At 47.6% G+C, this 16012-nt stretch carries 15 protein-coding genes and 1 riboswitch; of the genes, 13 read left to right on the top strand and 2 right to left on the bottom strand.

What is annotated here, in order from left to right; genetic code table 11:
• Positions 1 to 11: 11 nt before the first annotated feature.
• Positions 12 to 2066 carry a transglycosylase domain-containing protein gene (locus tag Q1J64_RS01205; protein WP_301107269.1) on the bottom strand — a complete coding sequence of 685 codons (2055 nt, stop codon included), beginning with the start codon at positions 2064 to 2066 and terminating at the stop codon, positions 12 to 14.
• Between the two features lie 161 nt (positions 2067 to 2227).
• Between Q1J64_RS01205 and Q1J64_RS01210 the strand changes: the two genes are divergently transcribed.
• From Q1J64_RS01210 to Q1J64_RS01270, 13 genes are all read left to right on the top strand, one after another.
• Positions 2228 to 2656, top strand: coding sequence for a YwiB family protein (locus tag Q1J64_RS01210; RefSeq protein WP_301107270.1), 429 nt, complete (start codon positions 2228 to 2230; stop codon positions 2654 to 2656).
• On the top strand, positions 2653 to 4320 hold the full coding sequence (argS, locus tag Q1J64_RS01215; RefSeq protein ID WP_301107271.1) for an arginine--tRNA ligase: 1668 nt from the start codon (positions 2653 to 2655) through the stop codon (positions 4318 to 4320). Before Q1J64_RS01210 ends, argS begins: the two co-directional genes overlap by 4 nt.
• A gap of 235 nt (positions 4321 to 4555) precedes the next feature.
• A riboswitch (cobalamin riboswitch) is annotated at positions 4556 to 4686 on the top strand.
• Positions 4687 to 4822: 136 nt separating this feature from the next.
• Complete coding sequence (locus Q1J64_RS01220; protein WP_301107272.1) at positions 4823 to 5818, top strand: ABC transporter substrate-binding protein; 996 nt, start codon at positions 4823 to 4825, stop codon at positions 5816 to 5818.
• The gene (locus tag Q1J64_RS01225) at positions 5811 to 6803 is read left to right on the top strand and encodes a FecCD family ABC transporter permease (protein ID WP_301107273.1); all 993 of its coding nucleotides are present in this window, start codon (positions 5811 to 5813) and stop codon (positions 6801 to 6803) included. Before Q1J64_RS01220 ends, Q1J64_RS01225 begins: the two co-directional genes overlap by 8 nt.
• Before the next feature lies 1 nt (position 6804).
• Positions 6805 to 8277: an adenosylcobinamide amidohydrolase gene (locus tag Q1J64_RS01230; protein ID WP_301107274.1), complete on the top strand. Its 1473-nt coding sequence runs from the start codon at positions 6805 to 6807 to the stop codon at positions 8275 to 8277.
• Positions 8277 to 9236, top strand: coding sequence for an adenosylcobinamide-phosphate synthase CbiB (gene cbiB, locus Q1J64_RS01235; protein WP_301107321.1), 960 nt, complete (start codon positions 8277 to 8279; stop codon positions 9234 to 9236). The genes Q1J64_RS01230 and cbiB overlap by 1 nt, the downstream gene beginning before the upstream one ends.
• The gene (cobD, locus tag Q1J64_RS01240) at positions 9223 to 10296 is read left to right on the top strand and encodes a threonine-phosphate decarboxylase CobD (protein WP_301107275.1); all 1074 of its coding nucleotides are present in this window, start codon (positions 9223 to 9225) and stop codon (positions 10294 to 10296) included. Before cbiB ends, cobD begins: the two co-directional genes overlap by 14 nt.
• Positions 10278 to 10847, top strand: a complete 570-nt coding sequence (locus tag Q1J64_RS01245; RefSeq protein WP_301107276.1) for a bifunctional adenosylcobinamide kinase/adenosylcobinamide-phosphate guanylyltransferase — start codon at positions 10278 to 10280, stop codon at positions 10845 to 10847. Before cobD ends, Q1J64_RS01245 begins: the two co-directional genes overlap by 19 nt.
• The gene (locus Q1J64_RS01250; protein WP_301107277.1) at positions 10844 to 11662 is read left to right on the top strand and encodes a cobyric acid synthase; all 819 of its coding nucleotides are present in this window, start codon (positions 10844 to 10846) and stop codon (positions 11660 to 11662) included. The genes Q1J64_RS01245 and Q1J64_RS01250 overlap by 4 nt, the downstream gene beginning before the upstream one ends.
• A gap of 12 nt (positions 11663 to 11674) precedes the next feature.
• Positions 11675 to 12439, top strand: coding sequence for an adenosylcobinamide-GDP ribazoletransferase (gene cobS / locus Q1J64_RS01255; RefSeq protein ID WP_301107278.1), 765 nt, complete (start codon positions 11675 to 11677; stop codon positions 12437 to 12439).
• On the top strand, positions 12400 to 12993 hold the full coding sequence (locus tag Q1J64_RS01260; RefSeq protein WP_301107279.1) for a histidine phosphatase family protein: 594 nt from the start codon (positions 12400 to 12402) through the stop codon (positions 12991 to 12993). The genes cobS and Q1J64_RS01260 overlap by 40 nt, the downstream gene beginning before the upstream one ends.
• Positions 12945 to 13334 carry a bifunctional adenosylcobinamide kinase/adenosylcobinamide-phosphate guanylyltransferase gene (locus tag Q1J64_RS01265; RefSeq protein WP_301107280.1) on the top strand — a complete coding sequence of 130 codons (390 nt, stop codon included), beginning with the start codon at positions 12945 to 12947 and terminating at the stop codon, positions 13332 to 13334. The genes Q1J64_RS01260 and Q1J64_RS01265 overlap by 49 nt, the downstream gene beginning before the upstream one ends.
• Positions 13331 to 13912 (top strand): cob(I)yrinic acid a,c-diamide adenosyltransferase, encoded by a 582-nt coding sequence (locus Q1J64_RS01270; RefSeq protein ID WP_301107281.1) that lies wholly within the window; start codon positions 13331 to 13333, stop codon positions 13910 to 13912. Before Q1J64_RS01265 ends, Q1J64_RS01270 begins: the two co-directional genes overlap by 4 nt.
• Positions 13913 to 14508: 596 nt before the next feature.
• On the opposite strand, the gene Q1J64_RS01275 is transcribed toward Q1J64_RS01270, so the two are convergent.
• Entirely contained in the window at positions 14509 to 15708 is a 1200-nt protein-coding gene (locus Q1J64_RS01275) for an iron-containing alcohol dehydrogenase (protein WP_301107282.1), read from the bottom strand.
• Between the last annotated feature and the right edge of the window lie 304 nt (positions 15709 to 16012).

Raw genomic sequence — 16012 nt, forward strand, 5'->3', positions numbered from 1 at the left:
AATGATTATGTTTATTCAAAAAACGAAAAAGGAAACAACTCCAGTTTTGATTCTTTCTTTTTATCTGAATTTTGTTCTCTTAATGAACGATCGGTGCACAGTTTTTTTGGTGCGTCTTTGTCTTTTACATACACTACCCGCTGTTTTGGGCATTCATTCACCGCGATGCCACCTGTCTCGATATCGACAATCACGCTTTGAACGCCCGTAGGAGGCAGGAATGGCTCAGGTATGCTTCCTTCATGGACGGTTTCCATAAAATCGATCCAGATTTTCTTTGATGCAGCTTTGTCATTCAGATTTTCAAGTTGTTTACCCCGGTCGAACCCCGTCCAAATTCCAGCTGTCAATGAAGGGGAAAAACCGATTAAGTACTGATCAGAAATCGTTGTGCCGGACTTCGCTGCATACGGTCGCGATTGTTTTGGCCGCATCGATAATCCAGTGGAAGATAGATAGTCGCTGAAGACCGGGTCGAACATGCCGGTCATCATTTGTGATAATACAAAAGCATCTTGTACCGACATGATTTGCTTCGGCTTTTTAGCTTTGTGCTCATAGACAACTTTTCCTGTCGCATCCGTAATGGACAGGATCATCTGCGGTTCAACCTCAGCGCCTTTGGACGCGATACGGTTATAAGCGTTCGTCATTTCCATCAGCGTCACATCGGATGTTCCAAGTGCAACGGCGGGTGATTCCTGAAACGATACATCAATCCCGAGGCGCTGCGCCATTTTGGTATAGGGTTTATAACCGATTTGCTCGAGCGTTTTCACTGCATAAATATTATCGGAAATCGCCATCGCCTGTGCCAATGAAATCGGCTTGCCCGCAAACTTGCCGTTAATATTGCTCGGTTCATACGTCGAGCGGCCTTCATCATAGGTGAAAATCGTTTTCTCGGCAGTCATGAACGTCAGCGGATTAAATCCATTTTCAAGAGCCGCCGCGTATAAAATCGGCTTCATTGCGGAACCGGGCTGCCGTTTTGCCTGTGTAACCCGATTGAATGAACTATCCGCAAAATTCACTCCGCCAACCATTGACGTAACAAATCCCGTGTCTGCCTCCATCGAAACGAATCCAACCTGCAAATCATTATCGGGCATCCACTGTCCAATGACGTCTTCTGCGGTTTTTTGATGATGCTGATTAAGTGTAGTACGGATTCTCCAGCCGCCTTCAGCAGGCACACGGCCTTTTGCGATCAACAGTTCTTCCGCTTGCTGCCAGGCTGCGTCTAAGAAGTATGGAGCAACTTGCTTCACGTCTTTCCAGCTTTCTGTTTTCAAAACGATAGGCTCATCTGTTGCGCGCTTTTTTTGACTCTCAGAAATATAACCGCCGCCCTCCATCTGATTCAGCACGAGCAACTGTCGATTGCGGGAGTTCTCCGGATTTGCAAGCGGCGAATAAAGGGAAGGGCCTTTCGCAATTGCCGCAATCGTAGCGGCTTCTTCAAGTGTCAGTTCTTTCGCTGACTTTGAAAAGTAAAAACGGCTCGCTGCCTCTACTCCGTACATTCCGTGGCCGAAATAGACTGTATTCAAATAGCCTTCTAAAATCGTATCCTTGTCGTAGAACACTTCTAAACGATAGGCAAATAAAGCTTCATTAATTTTTCTGGTCCATGATTTTTCATGTGTCAGATACAAGTTTCGTGCATATTGCTGGGTAATCGTACTGGCTCCCTGCGCCTTACTCATCGTTTTGACGTCTTTCAGCACGGCTCCTGCAATCCGTTTATAATCAAATCCGTTATGCTCGAAAAATTTCCGGTCCTCTGTCGCGACAAAAGCGTCTGACAGAAACGGTGAAATATCGGAAAGCTTCATCCAATATCTGCGCTGCTGTGAGAAGTGGTCGCCGATCTGGTTTCCACTATGATCCAGAAAAAGAGAGGCTTTCGGCACGCTTAATGAAGGTGCTCCAAGTATCTGTGCGTAAAGCCGGAGCGCGATCAATACGGTGACGGCGGCTGTAGTCATCATGATTGTCAGCGAGAAAAATCGTTTTCTGATCTTTTTTCTATTGGTAGATTTAATATAGTCGGTACGTTTCATTGAACATCCCATCCCGTTCCATTCAAGTATCTTTTGTTAGTATGGTATGGTTCTTGCCGGATTAAACGGCAAGTGGGAAAAAGTTTAGGCGCGGTAACATTGAAAGTACCGGCTGAAGAAGTGTATAATGAGTGAATCTATCTACATAAGGCGGTGATCGAATGGAAGCACCAAATCAGCAGCAAACGGTGCAGGTCCGGCTCCGTTCTGTAATTCAGCATCCTGGACAGTCGGCAGAAGCGCATGAAATGCAGGCAAAAGGCCGGGTTATCGAAAAAAAGGGGCAGGCTTATCTGTTGTTTGAGGAATTGACAGAAGGAATGCCGGCGGTTCGCACGACAGTGAAACTGCATGCAGAAGACGCCTTCATTATGCGAAAGGGCGGCGTGCAGATGAGACTGCCTTTCCGGCAAGACGATGCACGTTTCGGCACATACGGAAATGGCCCGGCTGTCATGGATTTGCTGGTCAATACGAAGGAGCTTCATTGGACACCGGGACGGTTTTCAGTAGCTTATGATTTACATGCAGAAGGCAATTTACTCGGGAAACATCAATTGACAATAACCTATTCGGAGGTACCAAAATGAATGCAGTGGAACAGATTCAGCAGGAAATAAAAACAGCGTTGCAGCAGGCAATTGAAAAAGCAGGCTTAGTGGAACAGGCAGATATGCCAGAAATTAAGTTGGAATCACCGAAAAACAAAGAGAATGGGGATTACGCAGCGAACATCGCGATGCAGTTGACGAAACTGGCGAAGAAACCACCGCGTGCCATTGCGGAAGAGATTTTGGAGCATCTGGATACAGCAGATACAGCAATCGAATCAATCGAAATTGCAGGACCGGGCTTCTTGAATATCCGTGTGAAAGCAGATAGTTTGGCAGATGTCGTCAAATTCGTGCTCGATCAGGGCAGCGAGTATGGCCGTTCAGAAAGCGGACAGAATCAGAAAGTACAAGTGGAATTCGTCTCGGCGAACCCTACAGGTGACTTGCACCTCGGACATGCGCGCGGTGCGTCTTTAGGTGATTCATTATGCAATATCCTTGATCTCGCGGGTTACGATGTGTCACGCGAATACTATATAAATGATGCTGGAAATCAAATTAATAACCTCGCTAAATCAATCGAAGTCCGTTATTTCGAAGCGCTTGGTTTGGAGAAGGAAATGCCGGAAGACGGTTATCGCGGCGCAGACATCATTGGGATCGCGAAAGAACTTGCCAATGAACATGGCGATCGTTATACAAAAGTTTCCGAAGAAGAACGTCTGGCGTTTTTCCGCGAACATGGTCTGCAGATCGAACTAGATAAGCTGAAGAAAGACTTGGCGGACTTCCGCGTTCATTTTGACAATTGGTTCTCTGAAACGTCGTTATACAATAACGGCAAGATTGAAGTCGCACTTGATAAATTGCGTGAAAACGGCCATGTCTATGAAGAAGACGGCGCAACTTGGTTCCGTTCCACAACATTTGGCGATGATAAGGACCGTGTTTTGATCAAACAAGATGGATCATTCACATACTTAACGCCGGATATCGCGTATCACGAAGATAAACTACGCCGCGGTTTCGATAAGCTCATCAACATTTGGGGCGCTGACCATCACGGCTATATTCCGCGTATGAAAGCAGCAATCCAGGCGCTCGGCTATGACCGGGACACGTTGGAAGTAGAAGTCGCGCAAATGGTGCAGCTCTACAAAGACGGCGAAAAGTTCAAGATGAGCAAACGCACAGGAAAAGCTGTCACACTGCGTGAATTAGTAGAAGAAGTAGGCTTAGATGCGGTACGTTATTTCTTCGCTATGCGTTCAGGCGATGCACAAATGGACTTCGACTTAGACTTGGCAGTTTCCAAGTCCAATGAAAATCCTGTCTACTATGCACAGTACGCACATGCGCGCATCTGCTCGATCTTACGTCAGGCAAAAGAGCAGAACATGCAGCCATCTACTGTTAACGTTACATTGCTGACAGACGAAAAAGAACTGGAACTATTGAAGAAACTAGGCGACTTCCCGAAACTAGTAAGTGACGCAGCCCGCCTGCGCGCACCGCACAGAATCACAACGTACATCCAGGAACTAGCTGCTACATTCCATAGCTTCTACAACGCCAATAAAGTATTGGATCCGGAAAACAAAGACCTGTCTGAAGCTAGACTGGCGTTGATTACCGCAACCAAAACGACCATTGCGAATGCCCTTAAACTAATTGGCGTAGAAGCACCGGAACGTATGTAATATAAAACTGCACAAACCAAGCCAAGTGAAAGCCCGCAAACTTTCACTTGGCTTTTTTCGTTGGAGCTTATTTAGGAGTCATTCTTTTAATACCTACTTCAATGAGCTGCAATAGATTTCTTCCCCATAGTAAGTAGGGGGTGAAGCACAAATCCCCAACTGAACTAAAACTCCAAATAATCACTTTACAACTGTACAACCCTGTATTATGTAGTATAATGAAACACGATTACAAATTACATATATTTCATAAGGTTCTCTAATCAAAATAGAGATGAAAAGGGAAATCGGTTCAATGCCGATGCGGTCCCGCCACTGTAAGTGCTAAGCACGAGCCAGGTACCTGCCTTAATGGAATTCAGTTCCGCAACAGCCTACGAGGATAGGTAAAGTGGAGAAGCCTCTCTTGGACTTCATCCGCCTAATCCTTCGAAATGTTCGAAGGGTTTTTTTCGTGCTTGCAGCTGTAATCGAACACAATCGCTAAAGGGGGAAACATTAGATGAAGAAAATTTGGCAGCTGTTACTCACAGCAATGCTTGCCGTTCTGCTTCTTGCAGCATGCGGTAACGATACAAAAAAAGAGGAAACGCCGGCTGATTCTGACAAAACAGCAGAAGAAACAAACGCAGATCAGAAAGAAGTGGAAGGTGCAGAGGAAACCAAGTATCCTTACACAATAAATGATTCAGCAGGAGAAGACATCACGTTTGAAAAAGCTCCTGAAAAAGTAATCTCACTGGTCCCGAGCAACACAGAAATTTTATTCGGAATTGGTGCTGGCGATAAAGTAATCGCTGTAACGGAAAACGATGATTATCCTGAAGAAGCAACGAAGTTGGATACAGTAGGTGATTTTACCGTTAACATCGAAAAGGTCATTTCCTTGGAGCCTGACGCTGTATTCGCGCATGAAATGATGATGAGCTCAAGCGAGGAAGGACTAAACCAGATCCGCGAAGCCGGCATTCCGGTTATCGTCGTGCCAACTGCAGAGACTTTCGATGAAACATATGAATCCATCAAAGTATTCGGCGAAATCATGAACAAAAATGAAGAAGCTACTAAAGTTGTGGAAGATATGCAGGCGAAAGTAGAAGAAATCAAAGAAAAAGCAGAGGAGATTACAGATAAAAAGCGTGTCTTTGTGGAAAACTCAGACGCTCCTGAAATCTATTCACCGGGTGCAGGCACATTCCCGCAGCAGTTTTTGGATATGATCAACGCTGAAAATATCGTCACTGAAGATGGCTGGGTCATGATCAGTCCGGAAACAATCGTCGATGAAAATCCAGATGCGATCGTCGTCATGTACAGCTATGTGCCGGATATTATTGAAAGCATTAAAAAGCGTGACGGTTTCAATAACGTGACAGCAGTCAAAGAAGATCAAATCGTACAAGTGGATGAAAACATCACAAGCCGGACAGGTCCACGTTTAGCAGAAGGACTGGAAGCATTTGCGAAAGCTGTGTATCCAGAGGTTTTCGGTGAATAAAACAGCCCTCGCCTACATCGTGTCGATTGCCACATTTTTAGTGGCAATTTGGCTTGGTGTATCGATCGGTGCAGTGAAAATACCAATAGAGACGCTATGGAATAATGCAGATGCCACCGCAAGCAATATTTTGTGGAAAATCCGCATGCCTCGTGTGCTCCTGGCAGGAATTGTCGGTGCATCACTAGCCATATCGGGAGCAGCCTTCCAGGGGCTCCTGAAAAATCCATTAGCAGATCCATACACCCTCGGAGTGTCATCCGGTGCCTCTGTAGGCGCTGTGATTACACTCTTTTTTGGTATCTCGCTGCCGTTCCTGGGCGCGTTTACTTTACCTGTCTTCAGTATGGCGGGGGCAGCGGTTACGATGTTCTTAGTGCTTGGCTTTGCACGCATGGTCGATCGTTCAATGAAAATGGAAACTATCATTTTAACAGGAATCATTTTTGGATCATTTCTAGGATCCGTATTATCTCTCATGATCGCATTGACGCAGGAAGAGCTGCGGCAGATTGTCGGCTGGCTTCTTGGCAGTGTTTCCATGAGAGGCTGGAAGTATATTACGATGGTGCTGCCGTTTTTCATCATCGGCTCGTTCATTCTCTGGCTCAATCGCCGGGAATTAAATGCGATGCTCTTTGGTGAGGAGCGCGCGCATCATCTGGGCGTTAACGTAAAACGACGAAAACTGCTCATTTTAATCGGCGGCTCCGTACTGACGGGTTCCGCAGTAGCAGTTTCGGGGACCATCGGTTTTGTCGGCTTGGTCGTCCCGCATATGACGCGTCTTTTATGGGGTTCAGATCACCGTCATGTGCTGCCGCTGTCGCTATTCAACGGCGCGACGTTATTAATTATTTGTGATCTCGTAGCAAGGACGATTATTTCGCCGGCGGAACTGCCTGTAGGTGTCATTACGGCATTCATCGGTGCTCCGGTTTTTGCTTATATCTTTTATAAACAGCGCAGAAAAGGAGCGATGTGACATGCTGCAGGTCAATGAAATAGCAGGAGGGTACGGCAAGGAACCAATTGTGAAGGGCGTTTCATTCCATGTGGAAAAGGGAGAAATCCTCGGCATACTCGGTCCAAACGGCAGCGGGAAATCGACACTGCTAAAAATCATTTCGGGTATTCTGCCGAAACAGCATGGAACAGTGTTGATTGATGGACAGGATTCCGCTTCCTATACGCAGAAGCAGTTTGCACGAAAAGTAGCAGTGCTGCCTCAGCTGCATGCCCATGCATTTTCCCACACGGTGAAAGATACGGTGGGACTCGGTCGTTATCCGCATCAGTCAGGACTTTTCTCGAGCTGGTCTGATCAAGACGAGCGCGCCGTGCAGGAAGCAATGAGTTATACGGGCATCACGCGCTATGCGGAAACACCGATTGAATTGCTATCAGGCGGCGAACAGCAGCGGGTATTTGTCGCGCAGGCACTCGCACAGGAAGCACCGATATTATTGCTCGATGAACCGACGAATCATCTGGACATCGCGCATCAGCAGCAATTGCTCGATACGATCCGCAATCAGGCACATCAGAAAGGAATTACCGTCGTTTCGGTGTTCCATGATATTAATTTGGCAGCGCTTTATTGTGATCGGTTGCTGTTGTTGAAAAAAGGGGAAGTAGCGGCAATCGGTACGCCGCAGGATGTTGTGCTCGAGAGCGAAATACGTTCGGTTTATGAGGCGCGTGTCAAAACACAGGCGCACCCTGAAATACCGAAGCCACAGATGACGTTACTGCCTAATCTGAAAGAAGAAATTCAGCCCTACCGTGTGACGAAGCGGGAACTAGAGATTCGCAAAGATCACGTTTTCCTGCAGACCAAACAGCCGCTTAAAACGATTTCATCTGCTGTGCACAATGCGGGAATTGGCTGGTATCGTACGTTTGTCAATCGAGGCGTACAAGCTGATTACAATACGGATGATGTGCAGCTGGAGAACACGGATTATTTATGTTCCCTTGGCTATCATCTGACCGATACCGTGGCGATGATGACCGCGGTCAGTCCAAAACACGTAGAAATAGAAGAGTTCCAAGGAGAATTCGGTTCGATTGTTGTGGCGGTTACAGCGGGTATCGGCAACGCGGTGGATGTCTCAAAATCCTGGCAGCGTGAAGATATTCCTTATATCGGCACGATCAATACATGGGTATTCATCAACGGTCAGTTGTCGGAAGAAGCGTTTGTCCAGGCAATGATTACCGCCACGGAAGCGAAAACGAAAGCGTTGCAGGATGAAGAAGTGAGAGATCCTGAATCCGGCACGATCGCGACCGGGACTTCGACGGATAGCCTGTTGATTGCGTCAACACAGCAAGGCACTTCGCTGCCATATGCCGGACCAATTACGCAGCTCGGAAAGTTGATCGGACAAGGAGTCTACGAATGCACAGTACGCGCGATTCATTCGTACCGGAAAGCGAAAGGTGATTACGAATGATACCTGCGCATTTTATTGCCATCGCAATCGGCATGGTGCTTGACCGCCTTATTGGAGATCCACAATCTTGGCCGCATCCGGTCAAATGGATCGGCACATCCATCGGTAATTTGACGAAACTGCTGAATAGAGGCAGGCTGCGCACAATGAAGGGGGCACTGCTGTGGCTTATTATTGTCGGTGTAACATTTGCACTTGTCCTTTGGCTCGTCAGTTTTGCGTATAGACTTAATGTATTCGTTGGAATTACGGTGGAAGCGCTGCTGATTGCCGCCGGCTTAGCACAAAAAAGTCTGCAGGATGCAACGCTTGCGGTTTATACACCATTAGAAGCAGGAGATTTACCAGAAGCGCGGGAAAAGCTGAGCTGGATCGTCGGCAGAGATACCGACAAATTAAACAGTGCAGAAATCTCGCGTGCAACGATTGAAACAGTGTCGGAAAATACGTCGGACGGCATCACGGCACCGCTGTTTTGGGCTTTTCTGCTTGGTGCGCCGGGCCTCTGGCTGTACAAAGCGGTCAACACGCTTGATTCGATGGTGGGCTATAAAGATGAACGCTATGAACAGTTTGGCAAAGTATCCGCGCATATGGATGATCTGCTGAATGTCATTCCTTCACGGATTTCAGGACTGCTGCTCCTTTTATTCAGCGCGAATGAAGGCGGACGTCCTTTAGGTAAGCGGATCGGCGGCTGGCTGCGTGATGCGAAGCGCCATCCGAGTCCGAACAGCGGTTACTTGGAAGCGGCGACAGCCTGGCAGCTCGATATTCAACTTGGCGGTAAAAATACATATCGAGGAAAAGTTTCGCAACGGGCGAAGATGGGGCCTCCCTCTTCATCGAAAATTACTGCCGCACACATCCGCTCGTCCATCCGACAGATGCACTGGGTGTCCTGGACGTTCTGGCTGTTATTTACCGTGATTGGAGTGATGATGTATGCAATTGCCTGAACATGGTGCAAACAGTGCGCGACTGTATCATACGATCGGCTTGCCAGTTCCTGAGAAAGTATTCGATTTCAGTGAAAACTGCAATCCGGCTGGACTTCCGCGTTCTATAGAAGCAGCTTGGCCAGATCTGATATCGAAACTAATGAATTACCCTGATCCTGAAGGCGAACCGTTTAAGTCGGCGGCGGCCGCCTATCATGGTGTCGATCCGCAGCGAGTGCTTGCCGGCAACGGAGCAGCTGAGCTGTTGTCATTGCTCGCACGGCGTTATAGAAAGAAACGTGTTGTGCTGATTGACCCGACATTTTCGGAATACCGCGCGACACTCGAAGCCAATGAAGCGGAAATCGTGTCTGTGCAGGCAGAAGAAGCAGATGGTTTTATGCTTCCGGTTGAAAAGATACTGACGGCTTTGCCGGGTGCAGACGCCGTCTATCTGTGCACACCTAACAATCCAACGGGGCTGTTGCCGACGTTTGAGGAGTTACTGACTGTCATTGAATCAGCAGAAAAATGCAGTGCAGAAGTGGTGCTGGACGAAGCATTCATTGATTTTGCAGATGAAGAAAAATCATTCATTTCACATTTACAAAAGTACCCGCATGTCATCGTCGTACGTTCCATGACGAAAATGTACACGATTCCTGGAATCCGGCTCGGCTATCTGGTTGCAAATCCTGATATTATTACCTCCATCAAACAGCAGGCTCCTCACTGGCATATCAACGGGCTCGCAGCTGAGATCGGAGTACTTTGTTTGAAAGAAGAAGCGTATCGCGAGCAGGCGGTTCGCCACGCAGAAATCGAGCGCCTGAAGATGAGTGAGTTCTTGCTCCTGCGCGGTTGCCAAGTAGTAGATTCGGAAGCGAATTATCTAGTATTTCAACCAGCTCAGGAAGCCGGAAAGCTTTATCATTATTTATTGGCAAGAGGTTTCGTTTTACGTCATTCTGAGAACTTTCGGGGAATGGATGGCAGATGGCTGCGAGTCGGAATGAAATCGACAGCGATGATGGAGCAACTGCGGGAGGAGATGGCTGTATGGTTCGCGGGGCAATAACGTTCATAAGTGGTGGTGCACGCAGCGGTAAAAGCGCTTACGCAGAAAAAATGCTCGTCTCAGAGCGCGGCCGCCTCATCTATATTGCATCAGGTGTAGCGTTTGATCAGGAAATGCAAGAGCGCATCTCGAAACACCGGCAGGATCGAAAAGATGCACAGTGGCTAACAATCGAGCAACCGACAAACCTTCATCTCGCACTACCGCAGTTGCAAGAAGGAGATCTCATACTCTGGGACTGTATGACGACGTGGCTTGCGAATGAAATGTATGAAGGATTTGAAAACGGTAATCCCTGCTGGCAACGTTCCGGCTGTCTCGCGCAGAAACAGCAACAGCTGATGAAAACTCTGGCTGAGATAAGTGAGATCGCTGCACACCTCGTGATCGTATCGAATGAAGTACTCGACGAATGGCCGCATTATGAAGAAGAAACGGAAGTCTACCGCCGCGCAATCGGCGAACTTCATCAGCAACTGGTCCAATTCAGCGACACGGCAATCGAAATGGACCATGGACTGCCACTAATCTGGAAAGGGGAATTGCGATGAACGGATTACTCGTTGCCGGCACCGCGTCAGACGTAGGAAAAACCATGATATGCACCGCGTTCTGCAGGATTCTTGCCAATGAAGGCGTACGCGTTGCCCCTTTCAAATCACAGAACATGTCGGGTTTCTCCGTAATTTTGCCGGACGGACGAGAGATCAGCCGCTCCCAGTTCCAGCAAGCGGAAGCGGCAAAGACAGAAGCGATCGCGGAGATGAATCCTATTTTATTGAAGCCGAAACCAGGCTTGCAGTCAGAGGTTTTGTTTTTAGGTAAACCGCTAACTTCAATCGGAGGTAAGGAATTTCGTGAAGAGCTTTATGATCAAGGTCTGGAGACTATCAAGTCGGCACTCGCACATCTATCACAGCACTATGATACGGTAATTCTGGAAGGTGCAGGAAGCACGGCGGAAGTGAATTTGATGGACCGCGAGCTGACAAATATGCGTGCTGCAGAACTGGCGGACGTGCCGGTCGTGCTCGTAGCGGATATTTCTAAAGGCGGTGCGATTGCGTCGATCGTCGGTACACTGCAGCTGCTGACGCCTGAACAAAGAGCGCGTGTTAAAGCAATTATCATTAACAAATTTTATGGCGACCTGGAATACTTCCAAGAAGGCGTCGATTTCATTGGAAATTATACAGGGATTCAGGTTGCAGGGGTTATACCTGTTCTCGAAAATCACGGAATACCGGAAGAGGATATGGATCGTGAAACACAGCTTGCTGCAGATGGAGTAGACGTCTACGAACAGTGGGCGGATCACGTCAAGCGGCATATCGACTGGCCGCTGATTCAATCCATTTTGGCGTAAAGGAGTGAGAAGATGAATAGCATTTTACTAGCGCTTCAATTTTTCACCATGCTGCCTGTCAGGAAAGAATTGCCGCTCGGGAAAAAAGAAGTATCCGGCATGTACATGGCGTTGCCGCTTGTCGGCGGAGGAATTGGATTATTACTTGCAGGCGTCGCATATCTAGTCAGTGATTTGAACAGTTTTCTCGCTGCGGTGCTCATTCTGCTGGCGGGTTTGATTGCGACGGGCGGTCTGCATGCAGATGGATTTGCAGATCTTGGAGACGCATTCTTCTCCTATCAGGACCAGGAAAAGCGGCTGACAATCATGGAAGACCCGAGGCTCGGCGCATTTGGTACGCTGTCTTTACTACTATTGCTCGGCTTGAAAATCGGTCTGTTCATTGAAATTATCGGGCTTGTGCACGGCTGGGCACTACTTGCGGCAGTGCCAATTCTTTCGAGATCGGCTATGGTCATGTATTTCACCACGACAAAAACAGCGAAGCAAAGCGGTATTGCGCACTTCTTCCAGCAGCATTTTCTGCAGGGAAGAATCCAGCTGGCCGCGGTCTTTATCAGCTTGATTACCATGCTTGCGCTCGTCGTTCTTTACCATTCATTTGCCATCGTGTTTGTCTTACTCATAACAATCGTGCTTGCGGTTTGGCTGTACCAACGCTGGACCATCAAACATTTCGGTGGTGTCACTGGTGATCTGTGTGGCGCGTTTATTGAAGGAATGGAGGTGTTATTATGGCTTGTACTCATCGTGTGTATCTCGTTAGGCATTTAAAAACCACGGCCAATGAAAAGCGGCAATATTGCGGCTGGACGGACAGCGGGCTGGTTTTAGAAGAAGGCGATGCCATTGAATTTCCGGTTGAAGTGAAGCACGTAACCGGCAGTGATTTGAAAAGAACCCGTCAGACTGCTGCCATCTATTTTCCCGGTGTAGAATTTACGGAGGATGCACGCTGGCGTGAATGTCATTTTGGTGATTTTGAAGGGAAAACTTTTGAAGAGTTGAAGGGCAATGTGGATTATACGAAGTGGCTGGAAAACCCTTGGCAACAGTCACCGAAAAACGGGGAGACGTTGGGCCAGGTGAAATCCCGTGCCCTCGAAGCGTTCTGTGAACTGCCAAATGAAGCTGTCGTTGTAACACATGGCGGAGTGATCCGTCTGCTGCTCGAATTATTTTCGCCTGAACCCCGTTCATTCTGGGAGTGGAATGTACAGAACGGTTCCATCTGGCAATTCGAATGTGCGGATGAACAGCAATGGAAGGAAGGGAAGCCATGCACATCTTTATTGGAGGTGCCTATAACGGCAAAACGGAGTACGTAAGGCGCTGGATTGGCGATCAGCCGGCGTGTTTCTGTACAATGGAAACAGCAGCAAATGCAAAGTCCGGCGAACGTCTTGTTATTTCTGCTGTGCATGAATGGCTGAAGAATACAGAGCTGATCGAACAGCAGGTGAATGAAGCAGTGCAGGCCGTAAACAAGCCGGACACCATATTCATTTTGACCGAAATAGGCCGTGGCGTAGTGCCGCTCGAGGCAGAACAGCGTGAACTGCGCGACCGCTGCGGACGGCTTTATCAGCAATTATACAAAGAAGCATCAGACGTCACACGGATTTGGTACGGAATTCCCCAATCAATTAAAAGGAGTGGAGACGAATGAAGATTTATACAAAAACAGGCGATAAAGGAACGACAAGTTTAATTGGCGGACGCGTGGCGAAAGATGATTTACGCGTAGAAGCATACGGCACCATCGATGAACTAAATTCCTTTGTAGGAAAAGCAATGACGGAGCTGGATAAGGAAACATTTGCAGATATTCTGACGGACCTAGAAACCATCCAGAATGAACTGTTCGACGGTGGCGGTGATCTGGCGAACGTGATGAAAGAGCGTCACTATAAACTAGACGACGAGCCAGTTTCAGTACTAGAAGAACGTATCGACAAGCTGATGGAAGAAGCACCAGAACTCGAGCGATTCATCCTGCCAGGCGGCTCGCCGGCAGCTGCAACTCTACACATCGCACGCACCGTCACGCGCCGCGCAGAGCGAGTAACAGTCACCTTAATGAACGCAGCAGACGACGTATCACCAGTAGTCCAGCGCTACCTCAACCGCCTATCCGACTACCTATTCGTCGCTGCACGCATCGTCAACGCCCGACTCGGCATCAAAGATAACGAGTATGTCCGCAGTGCTAAAGTGTTTCGTACTGGGGAGAAGAAGGATAAGTAAGTAGTGTGGGGAGCTGGTAAGCAGTGAGGAGACCGTTTCCCTGCGTTCTAGGCGGACTCGTTCGGGAGGGATCGCGGTGAGCCAAGCGAACAGCGAAGGGTTCGCTTTGCCGTATTTCTGTTCACTTTACAGAAATTAAGACGGTACACTAGCTTTGTTTTTAATACTTGTCTAGTTAGATACTCTTCAAAAAGTATTGTGACGTAAGGTGAGGATTCCTCGCTTTTGGCTGAGTTTATTTTTCAAATGCTTTATAAAAGTTTTTATACCCCTTTTTGTATTACACCAGATTACGTCTCTGCAACAATTAAATAATGTACTTGGACAAAATTCAGATACCGTAATATTTTCTATGTACAAACAGAGTAGCACTGCTTAAAATTTAGGGATTGAAGCGTAAGCCGGTCGACTCCGGGAGGATCAGCGTGCGCCTTGAGACCCTGGACAGAGCGAAGCGAAGGAAGCGGCTCAAGCCACGCCCTCCGGAAAGCGTACCGGCTGAAGCGCAAATCCCAAACTGCATACTAAGTTCTCCACAACAAAGTAAAAACAGAGACGCAAAATGGTCTCTGTTTTTCTATACAAATTTATAACTTCTACTCCCTAATCAAATCATAAAGCTCCGTAAACTGCTTCTTGCTTAAAATCTGTGGCACGGGATACAGCGGATTGGCTTCTGCATCCGCCCGCTCGACCATCAGCGGAATATCCTCTGGCTGAATCCCGCTTACCTTATCCGGAATATCCATCGACCGATTTAAAGCGCGAATCGCCTCAATAAACTTCTCAGCCTTCACCTGATTCGTATCAGTTGGGGCCGCAATCCCAACTACATCAGCAAGCTCAGACAACGGCCCGTAAACATGTTGGCCATAGTACTCTAAGACATGCGGCATAATGATCGAGTTCGCAAGACCATGCGGCACATTGTAAAAACCGCCGAGCGTATGCGCGATTGCGTGCACATTGCCCACAAAAGCTCGGGTAAACGCCTTGCCACCCAAATAAGCGGCCTGCAGCATATTTGTCCGTGCTGCCAAGTTCTCTCCGTTGGAATAGGCTTCATATACATTACCGAAAACCAACCTGACAACTTCCCGGCTCCACTGCCTCGTCTCTTTCGTATTGCTTCTGCCGATATACGCCTCCACGGCATGCGTCAGCGCGTCCATCCCTGTTGCGGCCGTAATGGCAGGTGGCAATTTTATAGTCAACAGCGGGTCAAGAACTGCGTAATGCGGCAACAGTGAGGGGTCCATAATGGCGTACTTTTCATGCGTATCCGGATTTGTCACAACGGCTGCAAGTGTCGCCTCGCTGCCTGTGCCCGATGTGGTCGGCACTGCAAAGAAAGTAGGGATTGCTTTGCGAACTCGCAATGAGCCTTTCAGCTGTGCGATGCTTTGTGTTGGTCTCGCAATTCTTGCGCCGACAGCTTTTGCGCAATCGATAGGCGAACCTCCGCCGAATGCAATGAGTGCCTCACATTTATTCGCCAGATAGAGACCGCGGGCTTCTTCAATATTTGCGATTGTCGGATTTGGCACGGTGCGGTCGTAAACCAAATACTTAATTCCCAATGAATCAAGACCAATCAGCAGAACGTCCATCAAATGAAGCTTTGCAATTTCCTGGTCTGTGACGATCAGTACACTGTTAATTCCGAGCTCCTGTACTTTACCCGGCAGCTGTTCCAAACATGCCGGTCCCTGCAGCAATTCGGGCTCCCGCCATGGAAGGAAACCCAGTGCGGCTTTGAAAACTTGTTGATAAGTACGCGCGTAGATGTGATTCATTGTCCTCATCCTCTCTTCTGAATCTAACTGTTTCTCCCAATACGCTTTTATGATATCAGAATATTTACTATATTGATATTATATAAGTGTGCACAAACTAATTAAAAACGTAAGAAAGTGCACTAATTAGTATCAAAAGCTATTGATTACAACCTGATAACCCCGGAAAATCATTGTTAATGAATGTTTACAATTTTTCGAAAGGGTTAAACAAAGATACCCCTTTACGCTTTTTATTATCACTTAAATAAATTTTCAAAAAACAGTTGACTGAATGCTCATTCATAATTTACACTGTACATAT

Origin of the sequence: Sporosarcina sp., assembly GCF_029257255.1 — a bacterium.
Classification (GTDB): Bacteria; Bacillota; Bacilli; order Bacillales_A; family Planococcaceae; genus Sporosarcina.

Coding starts and splice junctions, on each gene's coding strand:
- Q1J64_RS01250 (WP_301107277.1), top strand. CDS start 10,844: ATGAACGGATTACTCGTTGCCGGCACCGCGTCAGACGTAGGAAAAACC.
- Q1J64_RS01270 (WP_301107281.1), top strand. CDS start 13,331: ATGAAGATTTATACAAAAACAGGCGATAAAGGAACGACAAGTTTAATT.
- Q1J64_RS01260 (WP_301107279.1), top strand. CDS start 12,400: ATGGCTTGTACTCATCGTGTGTATCTCGTTAGGCATTTAAAAACCACG.
- cobS (WP_301107278.1), top strand. CDS start 11,675: ATGAATAGCATTTTACTAGCGCTTCAATTTTTCACCATGCTGCCTGTC.
- Q1J64_RS01230 (WP_301107274.1), top strand. CDS start 6,805: ATGCTGCAGGTCAATGAAATAGCAGGAGGGTACGGCAAGGAACCAATT.
- Q1J64_RS01245 (WP_301107276.1), top strand. CDS start 10,278: ATGGTTCGCGGGGCAATAACGTTCATAAGTGGTGGTGCACGCAGCGGT.
- Q1J64_RS01275 (WP_301107282.1), bottom strand. CDS start 15,708: ATGAATCACATCTACGCGCGTACTTATCAACAAGTTTTCAAAGCCGCA.
- cobD (WP_301107275.1), top strand. CDS start 9,223: ATGCAATTGCCTGAACATGGTGCAAACAGTGCGCGACTGTATCATACG.
- Q1J64_RS01220 (WP_301107272.1), top strand. CDS start 4,823: ATGAAGAAAATTTGGCAGCTGTTACTCACAGCAATGCTTGCCGTTCTG.
- Q1J64_RS01210 (WP_301107270.1), top strand. CDS start 2,228: ATGGAAGCACCAAATCAGCAGCAAACGGTGCAGGTCCGGCTCCGTTCT.
- argS (WP_301107271.1), top strand. CDS start 2,653: ATGAATGCAGTGGAACAGATTCAGCAGGAAATAAAAACAGCGTTGCAG.
- Q1J64_RS01265 (WP_301107280.1), top strand. CDS start 12,945: ATGCACATCTTTATTGGAGGTGCCTATAACGGCAAAACGGAGTACGTA.
- Q1J64_RS01205 (WP_301107269.1), bottom strand. CDS start 2,066: ATGAAACGTACCGACTATATTAAATCTACCAATAGAAAAAAGATCAGA.